12 protein-coding genes and 1 pseudogene are annotated in these 15,061 nt (G+C 67.1%); 3 read left to right on the top strand and 10 right to left on the bottom strand.

The window, feature by feature from the left end:
* Positions 1-94 precede the first annotated feature (94 nt).
* A complete protein-coding gene (locus A5745_RS15430; protein WP_076059215.1) occupies positions 95-1,384 on the top strand; it encodes a pyridoxal phosphate-dependent aminotransferase in 1,290 nt (429 codons plus the stop codon).
* Positions 1,385-1,415: 31 nt separating this feature from the next.
* Positions 1,416-2,681, top strand: coding sequence for a YibE/F family protein (locus tag A5745_RS15425; protein ID WP_076117109.1), 1,266 nt, complete (start codon positions 1,416-1,418; stop codon positions 2,679-2,681).
* Here A5745_RS15425 and rfbA read toward each other — a convergent pair.
* From rfbA to A5745_RS24745, 10 genes and pseudogenes are all read right to left on the bottom strand, one after another.
* Entirely contained in the window at positions 2,632-3,498 is an 867-nt protein-coding gene (gene rfbA, locus A5745_RS15420) for a glucose-1-phosphate thymidylyltransferase RfbA (protein ID WP_076117085.1), read from the bottom strand. The genes A5745_RS15425 and rfbA overlap by 50 nt on opposite strands.
* A gap of 16 nt (positions 3,499-3,514) precedes the next feature.
* On the bottom strand, positions 3,515-3,889 hold the full coding sequence (locus A5745_RS15415; RefSeq protein WP_076117083.1) for a nuclear transport factor 2 family protein: 375 nt from the start codon (positions 3,887-3,889) through the stop codon (positions 3,515-3,517).
* Positions 3,890-3,924: 35 nt separating this feature from the next.
* A complete protein-coding gene (locus A5745_RS15410; protein ID WP_076117081.1) occupies positions 3,925-4,674 on the bottom strand; it encodes a maleylpyruvate isomerase family mycothiol-dependent enzyme in 750 nt (249 codons plus the stop codon).
* Positions 4,675-4,704: 30 nt separating this feature from the next.
* Positions 4,705-6,147, bottom strand: coding sequence for a NarK/NasA family nitrate transporter (locus tag A5745_RS15405; protein WP_076117079.1), 1,443 nt, complete (start codon positions 6,145-6,147; stop codon positions 4,705-4,707).
* A gap of 112 nt (positions 6,148-6,259) precedes the next feature.
* The gene (gene narI / locus A5745_RS15400; RefSeq protein WP_076117078.1) at positions 6,260-7,003 is read right to left on the bottom strand and encodes a respiratory nitrate reductase subunit gamma; all 744 of its coding nucleotides are present in this window, start codon (positions 7,001-7,003) and stop codon (positions 6,260-6,262) included.
* On the bottom strand, positions 7,000-7,689 hold the full coding sequence (gene narJ / locus A5745_RS15395; RefSeq protein WP_076117076.1) for a nitrate reductase molybdenum cofactor assembly chaperone: 690 nt from the start codon (positions 7,687-7,689) through the stop codon (positions 7,000-7,002). Before narJ ends, narI begins: the two co-directional genes overlap by 4 nt.
* The gene (gene narH, locus A5745_RS15390) at positions 7,686-9,290 is read right to left on the bottom strand and encodes a nitrate reductase subunit beta (protein ID WP_076117074.1); all 1,605 of its coding nucleotides are present in this window, start codon (positions 9,288-9,290) and stop codon (positions 7,686-7,688) included. Before narH ends, narJ begins: the two co-directional genes overlap by 4 nt.
* Before the next feature lie 3 nt (positions 9,291-9,293).
* Positions 9,294-12,896, bottom strand: a pseudogene (locus A5745_RS15385) (nitrate reductase subunit alpha); the annotation flags it as partial.
* Positions 12,897-13,284: 388 nt separating this feature from the next.
* Positions 13,285-14,610: a UDP-glucose/GDP-mannose dehydrogenase family protein gene (locus A5745_RS15380; RefSeq protein ID WP_076117070.1), complete on the bottom strand. Its 1,326-nt coding sequence runs from the start codon at positions 14,608-14,610 to the stop codon at positions 13,285-13,287.
* Between the two features lie 88 nt (positions 14,611-14,698).
* Entirely contained in the window at positions 14,699-14,965 is a 267-nt protein-coding gene (locus A5745_RS24745) for a hypothetical protein (protein WP_254848594.1), read from the bottom strand.
* Here A5745_RS24745 and A5745_RS24740 point away from each other — a divergent pair.
* A partial coding sequence (locus tag A5745_RS24740; RefSeq protein WP_175879832.1) for a hypothetical protein occupies positions 14,949-15,061 on the top strand: 113 nt, incomplete at its 3' end. The two genes, A5745_RS24745 and A5745_RS24740, sit on opposite strands and share 17 nt — an antisense overlap.

Raw genomic sequence — 15,061 nt, 5'->3', positions numbered from 1 at the left:
ACGCCGAGCGTGCTCACAGGGCTGCAAATCGGCAAAAATCTCGCCATGTGAACACGCTCGGCGAGGGTGCCCGGCGCCCAATCAGCAAATTTCGGTGGACGGGGATGGCACCATAGGTGTCGTGACCCCGCACCCGCTCCACCTGCATACCGCCGGTCATCACCGGCAGCGTGCCTTCGCGCAGTCGTCCAAGCTTCAGGACGTCCTGTACGAAATCCGCGGTCCGGTGCACCAGCACGCGGCGCGGCTGGAGGCCGAAGGGCATCGGATCCTCAAGCTCAACATCGGAAACCCGGCGCCGTTCGGCTTCGAGGCGCCCGACGTGATCATGCGCGACATGATCCAGGCCCTGCCGTACGCGCAGGGCTATTCGGACTCGCAGGGCATCCTGCCGGCCCGGCGTGCGGTGGTCACGCGGTACGAGCTGGTCGACGACTTCCCCCGGTTCGACGTCGACGACGTCTATCTGGGCAACGGTGTCTCCGAGCTCATCACCATGACGCTGCAGGCGCTGCTGGACAACGGCGACCAGGTGCTGATCCCGTCGCCGGATTACCCGCTGTGGACGGCGTCGACCTCCCTGGCGGGCGGCACCCCCGTGCACTACCTGTGCGACGAAACGCAGGGCTGGCAGCCGGACATCGCCGACATCGAATCCAAGATCACCGAGCGCACCAAGGCGCTGGTGGTGATCAACCCGAACAACCCCACCGGCGCCGTCTACAGCCGCGAAGTCCTCACCCAGATGGTCGACCTGGCGCGCAAGCACCAGCTGCTGCTCCTCGCCGACGAGATCTACGACAAGATCCTCTACGACGACGCCAAGCACATCAGTGTGGCGTCGCTGGCGCACGACATGCTCTGTCTGACCTTCAACGGCCTGTCCAAGGCCTACCGCGTCGCCGGATACCGCGCCGGCTGGCTGGCCATCACCGGACCCAAGGACCACGCCGAAAGCTTCATCGAGGGGATCAGCCTGCTGGCCAACATGCGGTTGTGCCCGAACGTTCCGGCACAGCATGCGATCCAGGTCGCCCTCGGCGGCCACCAGAGCATCGAGGACCTGGTGCTGCCCGGCGGCCGGCTGCTCGAGCAGCGCGACGTCGCGTGGAAGAAGCTCAACGAGATTCCCGGGGTGTCCTGCGTCAAACCCGCGGGCGCGCTGTATACGTTTCCGCGGCTGGACCCGGAGGTCTACGACATCGAAGACGACGAGCAGCTGGTGCTCGACCTGCTGCTGCAGGAGAAGATCCTGGTCACCCAGGGCACCGGGTTCAACTGGCCCACACCGGATCACCTGCGCATCGTGACGCTGCCCTGGGCCCGCGATCTGGCGGCCGCCATCGACCGCCTGGGCAACTTCCTGGCCAGCTACCGGCAGTAGGCGGTTTCCGGCCGCCTCTACGGTGGAGCGGGTGACCCACTCACACTCCCACAACTTGTCGTCCGGACCGACCCCGCTGGGGCCCCTGCCCGCCCGGATCGTCGTCGGGCTGCTGGGCGCGATCGGCCTGGCGGTGATCGCCGGCGCGGTGTTGTTGTGGCCCAGCCGCCAGCACGTCGCCATCCCGATGCCGTTCCAGAACGCCTCCGGCGGCGCGGTGAGCACCCAGCGCGGCCATGTGCTGTCGAGCGGGCTGAGCGACTGCGGCAGCCCGTCGACCGGTCAGGTGCTGAGCACCGCGCCCCAGCCCGGAACCCCGGGCGCGGGGCGGTGCGTCATGACGGTGGTCGCAATCGATTCCGGACCGAACGCCGGCGCGAACACCCTGCTGGAGTCCTCCCCCGGCCCCGGTCAGCCCCAATTCGCGGCGGGCGACCACATCCGGCTCGTCCGGCAGGTCGACGAGCAGGGCGCCACCAGCTACGCCTTCTACGACTTCGAACGCGGCTGGCCCCTGGTCGGCCTCGCGATCGTGTTCGCGGTGGTGATCGTCGCGGTGGCGCGCTGGCGCGGGCTGCTCGCGCTGGTGGGCATCGTCGTCGCGTTCGGCGTGCTCGTCGTGTTCCTGCTGCCCGCGCTGCGAGACGGCGCGCCGGCTATCCCCGTGGCGCTGGTGGCGTCGGCGGCGATCCTTTACGTGGTGATCTACCTCGCGCACGGGGTCAACCTGCGGACCAGCGCCGCCCTGCTGGGCACCCTGTCGGCATTGCTGCTCGCCGCGGGATTATCTTGGGCGGCAATCGAATTCGCCCATCTGACCGGGCTGTCGGACGACCAGAACTCCACGGTCAGCGCGTATCTGGGCAACGTCTCGATCAGCGGCTTGCTGCTTGCCGGGTTCATCATCGGATCGCTGGGTGTGCTCAACGACGTGACCGTGACCCAGGCGTCGACGGTGTTCGAGCTCGCCCACTTGGGCGGCTCGCGGCCGGCCATCTTCCTCGGCGCGATTCGGGTGGGCCGCGATCACATCGCCAGCACGGTGTACACGCTGGTGCTCGCGTACGCGGGCAGTTCGCTGCCGCTGCTGTTGTTGTTCAGCGTCGCCAACCGCTCGCTCGGTGACGTGCTGACGAGCGAGAGCGTGGCCATCGAGCTGGCGCGCTCGGCGGTTGGCGGTGTCGCGCTGGCACTTTCGGTGCCGCTGACGACGGCGATCGCGGCGGTGCTGGCCAAACCCGGGGGCGTCAGTTCCGTTCCAGCAGCTCCAGCAGGTAGCGCCCGTACCCGGACTTGACCAGCGTGTGCGCGCGGCGCTCCATCTGCTGCGCGTCGATCCACCCCTGCCGCCACGCCACTTCCTCGGGAACGCTGACCTTCAGACCCTGTCGTCGTTCCAGGGTGCGAACGTAGTCGCTGGCGTCCAGCAGCGAGTCGAACGTGCCGGTGTCCAACCACGCCGTGCCGCGGGCCATCACCTCGACGGCGAGCCGTCCCCGGTTGAGGTAGATCTGGTTGACCTCGGTGATCTCGTACTCGCCGCGCGCGGATTTCTTTAAGCCCTTGGCGATTTCGACCACGTCGTTGTCGTAGAAATACAAGCCGGGCACGGCGTACTGAGACTTGGGTGTGGCCGGTTTCTCTTCCAGCGACAGGGCCATGCCGTCGGGCCCGAATTCGACGACGCCGTAGTCCGACGGGTTGGCCACCCAGTAGGCGAAAATTGCTCCGCCGCTGATGCTTTGGAATCGGCTCAGGCTGGTTCCCAAGCCCGGGCCGTAAAATATGTTGTCCCCCAACACCAATGCCACCGAATCGCGGCCGATGTATTCTTCGCCGACGACGAAGGCTTGCGCCAGCCCGTCGGGTCGATCCTGCGTCGCGTAGCTGATGTCGACCCCGAATTGCGAGCCGTCGCCGAGGAGTCGCTCGAAGCCGTCCGCGTCGTGCGGGGTGGTGATCACCAGAATGTCGCGGATGCCAGCCATCATCAGGGTGGACAGCGGGTAGTAGACCATCGGCTTGTCGTAGACCGGCAGCAACTGCTTGCTGATGCCCATGGTGATCGGGTGCAGGCGCGTGCCCGAGCCGCCCGCCAAGATGATCCCGCGCATGAATGCTCCTGATGCCTCAGTCGATGGAGTCGGCTTCGGTGAGCTCGGTGGCCGCCAATGCCGATGCCAGGTCGTGATGATGGAAGACCGACGTGACGCGGTCGTGGACCACCCGGAACGCCGACGCGGAGTTGGTGACCGCGCCGGGATGGTCCGGGGTGCTGAGGTACTGCTCGACGACGACAACGCCGTCGCGTACGTAAGTCCGGCCGACCTCCGCCGTCACGTTGCGCGCGGCGGCCCACCGGCGCAACGCTTCGTGGCCTTGTGCCGCCCCGTGGGCGTCGCCGATGTCGATGTCGTCGCTGGACAGGGCCACCAACGTGTCGAGGTCGGCGGCGTTGAGAGCGTCGTGCCACGCCAGAACGGTGGCGATCTCCGATGTGGTCATGGTCTGAAAGTTACCGCGTGGGCACCGGGCCGTGGCTAGAAAGCCGTGTGGTCGAGCCAGTTGCGCCAGACCGAGTCGTCGCCGAACACCTCGACGCCGGTGTCGTCGACGGGAACGCGGCGCACGAGCGCCAGCAACAGGTCGGTGGCCCCGCCGCGCAGCGCCACGGTGCCCTTGCCGTGCTCGTGCGAAAAGCCGATCCGGCCGCCGGCCGCGCTGATCGTCCATTCGCTGGCCGCGCCGGAATCGGTTGCGTGCAGGTGGATGGTGTTGCCTTCCTCGAGCGGCAATGCCTCGCCGTCGCTTCCGGCTTGGATCGCAACCCGTTCAAGCCATTCGGTGATCGCATCCGCCGCGATGTCGGGTTCGAGCGTGAACTCGCGGCCCAGCGCGATGGCGGCGTCGGCCCGGTGCACCGCGACTTCATGCAGCCGGCGCCGAACCCACCAATTCGCCGGCCGCGTCCCGAGAAACGTCCACACCGGCGTCTCGACGCCCGACAGCTCGACGGCATCGACGAGGCGCTGGGCGCCGCCCTGCAGCCAGGAGATCGCGTCGGCGGGATCCGGCGGCGGCTTGCCGCCCTCGACGGTGCGCGGGTCGAGGTAGCTGTCGAGCCGGTCCCGCACGATCTGGGCCGCCCAGCGATCGCCGCGGCCGACGTGGCGCAGCAATTGCTTGAGGCTCCAGCCCGGGCACGTCGGCACGGGCGTGGCGTCGTCGACGTCGCGGAAAAGCTCTGAGAACGCGCGGTTCTCCTTCAGGAACGCGGCCGCATAGTCCACGCGGTCAGGTTACTCGGGGCGCCTGGGGCGTCACGCGGGTGCGGCGGCCTCCGCGACCGTCGCCGGCTTCCGGAAGCGCGCCCGGCCGGGCGTGCGGACGTAGGCGAACCACGTGATCACCGCGCACACCACGTAGAAGGCCAGGAACACCCCGAACGCGGTCGTCGCCGATTTCGCGGGCGACAGGTACGACGCGCGCAGCACGACGTTGATGCCAACACCGCCGAGCGCGCCGATGGCCCCGGCGATCCCGATCAGCGCGCCCGACATCCGCCGCGACCAGTCGGCCTTCTCGGCCTGGCCGAGATCGTCGATGCTGTGCGCCTTGGCGTCGAAGATCGACGGGATCATCTTGTACACCGAGCCGTTGCCGATTCCGGACAGGATGAACAGCGCCACGAACCCGGCCACGTAGGCGGCCATGCCGCCGCCCGACACGGCGCCGTGCCTGGCGTCGGCCATCCGGCCCAGCGCCACCAGCCAGCCGGCCACGGCGATCATCGCGGCGAAGACGTACAGCGTGACCCGGCTACCGCCGATGCGGTCTGACAGCGAACCGCCCAGCGGCCGCGCGATCGAACCGAGCAGCGGACCGATGAACGCGATCTGGGCGGCATGCAGGGCCGCCTGGGCCGTCATGGCCGGGGTGACTTTGGCGCCGTGAGACAGGTTGGCCAGGAAGCTGATTTGCAGCACTTGGCCGAACGCGAACGAGAAGCCGATGAACGAGCCGAACGTGCCGATGTAGAGCAGGGCGATCAACCACGAGTCGCGGTAGCGCATCACGTCGATCATCGAGCGGCCATTGGTGCGCTGGTTGGTCAGGTTGTCCATGAACAGCGCGGCGCCGACCGCGGCGAGCGACAAGAGGACCAGATACACGGCGCACACCAGGTGCGGCGCGCGGTTACCCGCGGTGGCGATCACCAACAGCCCGACGATCTGGATCATCGCGACGCCGATGTTGCCGCCGCCGGCGTTCAGGCCCAGCGCCCACCCCTTGAGCCGCTGCGGATAAAACGCGTTGATGTTCGTCATCGACGACGCGAAGTTGCCTCCGCCCAAGCCGGCGACCGCCGCCACGATCATGAAAGTCGTGTAGGACGTGCCGGGGTGGGCCATGAAGTACAGCGTCAACGCCGTGGGCACCGCCAACGCCACCGCGGAGAAGACCGTCCAGTTGCGTCCGCCGAATGTGGCTGTCGCGAACGTGTACGGCAGGCGCAGGATCGCTCCGACCAGTGTCGGCATCGCCACGAGGAAGAACTTTCCGGCCGCGTCGATGTGGTAGACGTTCTGCGGCATGAAAAGGACCATCACCGACCAGATCGACCAGACGGAAAACCCGACGTGCTCGGCGAAGATCGACCAGATCAGGTTGCGGCGCGCGATCTTTGCGCCGCCGTTGTTCCAGGCGGTGACGTCTTCGGCGTCCCAGTCATCGATCGTGTGTCGGCGCGTCTGTAACAGCATGCAATCACCGTAGGAAAGTGTTATTGCGGCAACGATTCCCGCGATGACCCGCGTGCTACAAGCTGCTCACATTCGGGCACGCGGGGGGCGTGAGCTATTTGTGAGATCGCCGTCACACCCACCGGCTGCGTGGGGGCGGCGCCACCGGCGCTACCCAGGCCTTCGCGTAGCGGTTGGCCGACGCCTTCTGCGGGTCTCGGCTGCGGTAAATAAGGTAAGGACGCACCAGGTATCCGGCCGGCGCGCTGAACATATGCACCAGCCGTGTGTAAGGCCAAATACCAAGCAGTGCAAGGACTATCAGTGCATGCACCTGAAACGTCCAGGGCGCGTTGGCCATCAGCTCGACCGCCGGATCCAGCGTGAAAAGGCTGCGGAACCACGGCGATACGGTCCCGCGATAGTTGTAGGTGGTGAACACGTTGTTCAGGGTGTTGAGCATCCCGGTCACCAGCGCGCCCACCAGTAGCGCGTACATCACCTTGTCGCTGCGGGTGGTTGCCTTCCTGACCTCGGGCACCGTGACGCGCCGGTACAGCAGGATTCCCAGCCCCGTCACGACTGCGGCCCCGGCCAGCGAACCCATCGTCACGGCCATCAGGTGGTATGCCCATTCGGGGAACCCGACCGCCGACGTCCAGGATTCGGGGATCATCAGGCCGACGACGTGACCACCGAAGACGCCGAGCAGGCCGAAGTGAAACAGCGGGCTGCCCATGCGCAGCAGCCGGCTTTCGTAGATCTGCGACGACCGTGTGGTCCAACCAAACTGATCGGTGCGGTAGCGCCAGAGGTGGCCCACGACAAACGATGTGAACGCGACATACGGCGCGGTCATCCAGAGCACGATGTTCATCGGCGACCTCCGGCGCTCAGCGGATCCATCGCGAGCGGATCCATCGCGAACGGCTCGAGTCCGACGTCTTCCTCCGGCGGTCCCTCCGCGGCCAGTTCGGCGATGCGCCGTCGGTCGGCGGTGCTGATCGGCGGCAGCGTGGCAAGGACGGCGGCGAGGATACCGGCGTAGCCAGAACCGCTGTCCTGCAGTGACAGTCGGAGCAATTCCAGTACCGGCACGTGTTCGGCGAGCAGCCGCTCGCCCTGTGCGGGGTCGACGGTCGCGGCGAACTCGAGCACCAGCGGCAGGTAGTCGGGCAGTTCGTCGTCGCCGAGTTGCATCCCCGCCTGGCGATAGGCGTGTTTGAAGCGCAGCAACGCCATGCCGCGCTTGCGGGTGTCGCCGTAGGCGTAGTACGTCAGATGCAGGCTGGCGCGCCGGCGCATGTCGAACGTCTCGACGTAGCGCGCGGCCAGCCACATCGGATCGGCGCCGCCGAACTCCTGCCGCAGGAACTCGAGTATCGGCGTGCGCAGCGCGGCGGGCAGTTGCGTTGCGGCGGTAGCTAATTCGTCGGTCATTGCGAGCGTCTGGTCGCTGGGGTAATCCAGCAGCAACGCGGCGATGCGCCACGACAGCCGGCGGTCGAGTTCGGATAGGGCGGCGCCGCGTGCCGGGCGCCGATTGCGGGTCAGCGTCTTCACTTCGAAGGCACCAGCCCGTCGGTGCTCTTGCCGTCCCAGTTGAGCAGGTTCCGTCCGGACTTGCTGCGGTCGCCGTTGTCGGTGCCGTTGCCGTTGCCGTTGGTGACGTGGAATTTGTCGGCCATCGCGTCGTAGGCCGTCATTCCCGGCCCGCCATCGCCGTCGAGGCTGCACCCGGTGGCGAGCGCGTCCAGACGGTGCGCGTCGGACCCCGCGCCGCTGGGGATCACGTAGCGGTCGGCGTACTTGGCGATCGCCAGTAGCCGGTACATCGATTCGATCTCGTCGCCGGTCAGCCGCACCGAATCCGGAATCGTGTCGTCGAACTCCTCGCCCAGGTTCGCCGCACGCATGTACGAGCGCATCGCCGCAAGCCGTTGCAGCGCAAGGCGAACCGGCCCGGGATCGCCGGCGGTGAACAGCTCCGCCAGATACTCGATCGGGACACGCAAAGCGTCGATGGCGCCGAACAAGTTGTTCTTGTTCTCGCCGTCGTGGCCGGTCTTCGTCAGCACGTCGACGACCGGGGACAGCGGCGGGATGTACCAAACCATCGGCATCGTGCGGTACTCCGGGTGCAGCGGCAGCGCCAGCTGGTAGTCGACGATGAGCCGGTACACCGGCGAATTCTGCGCGGCCTCAATCCATTCGCTCGATATCCCTGCGCGTTCGGCCTCCGCCACCACCCGGGGGTCGTGCGGGTTCAGGAACACACCGAGCTGCGCCTTGTACAGGTCCTGCTCGTCTTGGACCGACGCCGCGGCCGCGACGGCATCGGCGTCGTAGAGCAGCACCCCGATGTAGCGCAGCCGGCCCACACAGGTTTCCGAGCACACCGTCGGGATGCCCACCTCGACGCGCGGGTAGCAGAACGTGCACTTCTCGGCCTTGCCGGTCTTGTGGTTGAAGTAGATCTTCTTGTAGGGACAGCCCGTGACGCACTGCCGCCAGCCGCGGCACTTGTCCTGATCGACCAGCACGATCCCGTCTTCGCTGCGCTTGTAGATCGCACCGGACGGGCACGACGCGGCGCACGAGGGGTTGAGGCAGTGCTCGCAGATGCGCGGCAGGTAGAACATGAACGTCTGCTCGAATTCGAGCTTCACTTCGTCGGATAGCTTGGCCAGCAACGGGTCCCGGCCAACCTGCTCGGGTCCACCGCCGAGGTCGTCGTCCCAGTTCGCGCCCCAGGTCACCTTGGTGTCCTGCCCAGTGATCAGCGACTTGGGGCGGGCGACCGGCGTGGTGTCCATCGCGGGCGCGGACAGCAGGTTCTCGTAGTCGTAGGTCCACGGGTCGTAGTAGTCCGACACCGTGGGCAGGTCGGGGTTGGCGAAGATGTTGAGCAGCCGTTTGATCCGCGATCCCGACTTGAGCGTCAGCTTGCCGCGCTTGTTGAGCGTCCAGCCGCCCTTCCACTTTTCCTGGTCCTGGTAGCGGCGCGGGTATCCCTGCCCGGGGCGGGTTTCCACGTTGTTGAACCAGGCGTACTCCATGCCGCCGCGGTTGGTCCAGGCCTGCTTGCAGGTGACACTGCAGGTGTGGCAGCCGATGCATTTGTCGAGGTTCATCACCATCGCGAGCTGAGCCATGACTTTCATTCGTCAGTACTCCACTTCCTGCGAACGGCGCCTGATCGTGGTGACCTCGTCGCGCTGGTTTCCGGTGGGGCCGTGGTAGTTCAGCGCGAAGGACTGCTGGGCGTAGCCACCGATCAGGTGTGACGGCTTGATCATGATCCGGGTCAGCGCGTTATGGATGCCACCGCGTTTTCCGGTCTTCTCGGTGCGGGGCACGTCCACCGCCTTGTCCTGCGCGTGGTACATGAACACCAAGCCTTCGGGCATCCGGTGGCTGACGATCGCGCGGGCGTTGACCACGCCGTTGCGGTTGGTGCATTCGATCCAGTCGTTGTCCTTGACGCCGATCTTCGCCGCGTCCACGTCGGACATCCAGATCGCCTGCCCGCCACGGGAAAGCGTGAGCATGTGCAGGTTGTCCTGGTACGCGGAGTGGATGGACCACTTGGAGTGCGGCGTGAGATACCGCACGGTGATCCCACCGCTGGTGTCGCCGACGGCCGGCTCGTCGAAGAGCGCGGTCATGTCCAGTGGTGGACGGAAGATCGGCAACTGCTCGCCGAGTTCGCTCATCCAGTCGTGGTCGAGGTAGAAGTGCTGGCGACCAGTCAGGGTGTGCCACGGCTTGAGCCGTTCGGTGTTGATCGTGAACGGCGAGTAGCGGCGGCCGCCCGTCTCCGAACCCGACCACTCCGGCGAGGTGTTCACCGGCACCGGCCGAGACTGCGTGTCGGCGAACGTGATTCGCCGACCCTCGTTCTCCTTCGCCAGGTCGGCCAGCTGTGTTCCGGTGCGCCGCTGCAGCGCCTCGAACCCCTCGACCGCCAACCGACCATTCGTCGTCCCAGACAGCGCCAGGATCGCCTCGGCGGCGTGGGTGTCCTTGGCCAGCGACGGCCGCCCGACGGCCATGCCGCTGACGACCGTGCCGTTGACACCCTTGAGGTACTCGACCTCCGCGTCGGGATGCGTCGTCACGCCCTTGGTCGTCAGCCCGACGGTTTCCACCATCGGCCCCAGCGCCGCCATCTTGTCGCCGACCGCCGGGTAGTCCCGCTCGGCGACGACCAGGCGCGGCATCGTCTTGCCCGGAATCGGCTCGCACTCACCGGCTTTCCAGTCCAGCACGCGCCCGCCTGGCTGCGCGGTGGCGTCGGCGCTGTCGTGCTGCAGCGGCATCGCGACGATGTCGTTGCGCTTCCCAAGGTGCTTTTCGGCCAGCCAGGAGAACCCGCGCGCGATGCGGTGGAAGGCCTCGAAGTCGGTCTTGGTTTCCCACGGCGGTGAGATCGCAGGCGAGAACGCGTGCACGAACGGGTGCATGTCGGTGCTGGACAGGTCGTGCTTCTCGTACCAGGTGGCCGCCGGCAGCACGATATCGGAAAACAGTGTGGTGCTGGTATTGCGGAAGTCGATCGACAACAGCAGGTCCAGCTTTCCCACCGGCGCGTCGTCACGCCAGCGCACTTCCTGCGGCCGCACCGCATCCTCGTCTGTTGCCGCGACGTTGGAATCGGTGCCCAGCAGGTGTTTGAGGAAGTACTCGTTGCCCTTTGCCGACGAGCCGAGCAGGTTGGACCGCCACACCGTCAGGCAGCGCGGGAAATTCTCGGGCGCGTCCGGATCCTCGCAGGCGAACTGCAGGTGACCGGACTTCAGGCCGTCGACAATGTGCTCCGACGCGTCCTTGCCCAGCCGCGCCGCCTCATCGGCCAGATCCAGCGGATTGCGGTTGAAGGTCGGATAACTCGGCATCCAGCCCAGCCGGCTGGCCAGGGCGATGCTGTCGGCCGCCGTCCGGCCCGCGAACCGGCCTTCGGCCAGCGGGGAGGCCATCACCTCCGACGTGAACCGGTCGTAACGCCACTGGTCGGTCGCCAGGTACCAGAACACCGTGCCCTGCATCTGCCGCGGCGGCCGCTGCCAGTCCAGCGCTAAAGCCAGCGTCGACCACCCGGTGACCGGCCGGCATTTCTCCTGCCCGACGTAGTGCGCCCAGCCGCCGCCGTTGACGCCCTGACAGCCGGTGAGCATCACGAGCGTCAGAAACGAGCGGTAGATCTGGTCGGAATGGAACCAGTGGTTGGTTCCGGCGCCCATCAGAATCATCGACCGGCCGCGCGAACGTTCGGCGTTGTCGGCGAATTCGCGTGCGATCCGTTCGACCGCCTTGGCGGGCACACCGGTGATCGGCTCCTGCCAGGCCGGGGTGTACGGGACGGTTGCGTCGTCGTAGTCCGCGGGCCACTGTCCGGGCAGGCCGTCGCGGTGCACGCCGTATTGGGCGAGCAGAATGTCGAAGACCGTCGTCACGCGTTGTCCGGCAACGATTTTCGTCGGGACTCCGCGGGCGAGGACACCCGGCCGGTCGCCGTCGAAGCGCGGCAGTTTCACCTCGGCCACGTCGTCGCCGACGCCGTGCAGCGTCAGCAGCGGGTCCACGCCGTGCAGGTCGAGGTTCCACTTGCCCTCGCCCGACGCCGTGAACCGGTGTCCCAGCGAGCCGTTCGGCACCACCGGGTTGGCCTGCGCGTCGAGCAGTACCGTCTTGGACTCGGCCCCTTCACCGGTGTCGCCGAGATCCGCTGCGGTGAGGAACTTTCCGGGCAGCCAGCCCTCGTCTCGCTCGGTCAGCGTCACCAGGAACGGCAGATCGGTGTAGCGCTTCACGTAGTCGGTGAAGTAAGGGGTCGTGCGGTCGACGAAGAACTCCTTGAGGATGACGTGGCCCATCGCCATCGCCAGCGCCGCGTCGGTGCCCGGTCGCGCCGGCAGCCATTCGTCGGCGAACTTCGTGTTGTCCGCGTAGTCGGGCGAGACGACGACCACCTTTTGGCCGCGGTAGCGGGCCTCGGTCATGTAGTGCGCGTCGGGCGTGCGGGTGACCGGAACGTTGGAGCCCCACATGATCAGGTATCCGGCGTCGAACCAGTCGGCCGACTCGGGCACATCGGTCTGGTCGCCGAACACCTGCGGCGACGCCACCGGCAGGTCGGCGTACCAGTCGTAGAACGACAGCATCGACCCGCCGAGGAGCGAAATGAACCGCGCCCCAACGGCGTGGCTCACCATCGACATCGCCGGTATCGGCGAGAAGCCGGCGACCCGGTCGGGGCCGTACTTCTTGATCGTGTGGACGTGCGCGGCCGCCGCGATCTCGGCGGCCTCCCACCACTCGGCGCGGACGAACCCGCCCTTGCCGCGCGCCGCCTTATAGCGGGCGGACTTGACGGGGTCGTCCACGATGTCGGCCCACGCCAGTACGGGGTCGTTCAGCCGCGCCTTGGCCTCGCGGTAGTACTCGAGCAGGACGCCGCGCACGTACGGATAGCGCACCCGCGCAGGCGAATACGTGTACCAGGAGAACGAGGCGCCGCGGGGGCAGCCGCGCGGCTCGTACTCCGGCTTGTCGGCGCCCACCGACGGGTAGTCGGTTTGCTGGGATTCCCAGGTGATTACGCCGTCCTTGACGTAGATCTTCCACGAACACGATCCCGTGCAATTGACGCCGTGGGTCGACCGGACGACCTTGTCATGCGCCCAGCGGTCCCGGTAGAAGTCGTCCGCCGACCGGCCGCCAATCTTGTGCAGCGCGCGATGGTCCGGTGAAATCTCGCCGCGGTGAAAATATTTGCTGAAACCGAGCAAGGCGTCGGCGGCGGTCTGGTAATTCGGGTTCAGATCGACCATGGCGCCTCCTCTCGAACGACGGCTATCGCGGGGTCATTTACCGAGGGTAAGGGAGCTTTTTACCCGAGCAAAAATTCGCACTGACACGGTCTCACCGCTGTGCGATTGCCGTAACACCACGGTCATATTGAGGTGTGTGAGCCCAGTCGCACTTTTGCCAGCGGCGGCAGAAAAGCACTGATGGGAGGCACGGCCGCCGGAACGTGACGGCGGCGGACCGCGCGGCCGTCACAGCGCGGAATCAAGTATTTTTCTTCTCGTTAACACATTGGGGCCCAGGGCGAGTCGCGTGTCGAGGGCGCCCAGACGGCAACCGAACCGGCCGCTAGGGCCGTCGCGCGCCGAGCCGGAACACACGCCAACCCGCCCCCTGCCAGCGCGCGACATCGAGGCAGTTGCGGCCGTCGACAATTACCCGGGCACGCACCCGGTCGGCGAGGTCACCGGGGTCGAGGTCGACGAACTGCCGCCACTCCGTGAGTACCAGCACCGCGTCGGCGCGCTCGCAGGCCTCTTCCACCGACACCGCGTAATTGAGCGTCGGGAAGAGTCGCTGCGCGTTGTCGAGGGCCTTCGGGTCGTACACGTTGACCGCGGCGCCGTTGAGTTGCAGCTGGCCCGCGACGTTGAGCGCGGGTGAGTCGCGGACGTCATCGGATTCGGGTTTGAACGCCGCACCGAGCACGGCGATGTTGGCGCCCAGCAGCGATCCCCCGCACGCGGCGGTGGCCAGTTCGACCATCCGGGTGCGGCGGCGCATGTTGATGCTGTCCACCTCGCGCAGGAATGTCAGCGCCTGGTCGGCGCCGAGCTCACCGGCGCGCGCCATGAAGGCGCGAATGTCCTTGGGCAGGCAGCCGCCGCCGAAACCCAAACCCGCGTTGAGACATTGGCGCCCGATGCGCGGATCGTATCCCAGCGCATCGGCCAACACGCTGACGTCGGCGCCGGCGGCCTCGCACACCTCGGAGATCGCGTTGATGAACGAAATCTTGGTCGCCAGAAAAGCATTGGCCGACACCTTGACCAGCTCCGCGGTCTGCAGGTCCGTCACCAGGAACGGCACACCCGCTCCCAGCAGCGGCCCGTAGAGTTCGCGGACCGCGGCCTCGGAGTGCATCGAATCCTGTTGGACGCCAAGCACAATGCGGTCCGGGTGCAGGGTGTCCTGCACGGCGTATCCCTCGCGCAGGAACTCCGGATTCCAGGCGACCTCGACGTCGACGCCCCGCGGCGCCAGCGTCGCGGCCCGTTGACTCAACTCGGCTGCCGTTCCCACCGGAACGGTCGACTTGCCGACAAGCACCGACGGCCGGGTCAGGCGGGGCACCAGCGTGTCGATGACGGCGTGCACGTGGCACAGATCGGCGCCGTATTCGCCCTTCTTCTGCGGCGTGCCGACCCCCAGGAAGTGCACGTCGGCGAATTCCGCGGCCAGGTCGTAGTCGGTGGTGAACCGCAGCCGTCCCGCCGCCAGGTTCTGGGTCAACAGCTTCTGCAGGCCGGGCTCGTAGAAAGGAATGTCGCCGCCCGCGAGCTTGGCGACTTTACCCGGATCGATATCGACCCCGATGACCTCGTGTCCCAGCTCGGCCATCCCAACAGCGTGCGTGGCACCCAGATAACCGGTGCCGAAAACGGTGCATCGCATACAACCGGTGTAGGTGGCCGCGATGAGCTAACTGCATCGTCCCGCTGAGCGACAGGCAAACGGGAGATGACAGGTGACCGCGGGGGAACTAGTGTCCGCGGCCTCCGCCGTGGCCGCCGCCGAAGCCGCCGCCACCGCCGAAGGGGCCGCCACCGCCGGAGCCGCCGTGGCCGCCGCCGGGGAATCCACCCCCGCCGCCGCCGAACGGACCGCCGCCGTCGTGACCACCGCCGCCGCCGTAGTCACCGTGACCGCCGCCACCGCCGCCGGGGAATCCGCCCCCGCCGCCGGGATATCCGCCACCGCCGCCGGGGTATCCGCCACCAGGCCCACCGCCGATGCCGGGTATCGGCAACGGAATCGGCACCGGAATCGGTGCCACGCACGCTGTTGGGATGGCCGAGCTGGGACACGAGGTCATCGGGGTCGATATCGATCCGGGTAAAGTCGC

Origin of the sequence: Mycobacterium sp. IS-2888 (assembly GCF_001954215.1) — a bacterium.
In the GTDB taxonomy this organism is placed as follows: domain Bacteria; phylum Actinomycetota; class Actinomycetes; order Mycobacteriales; family Mycobacteriaceae; genus Mycobacterium.
This window is presented reverse-complemented; position numbering and strand designations above follow the sequence as displayed.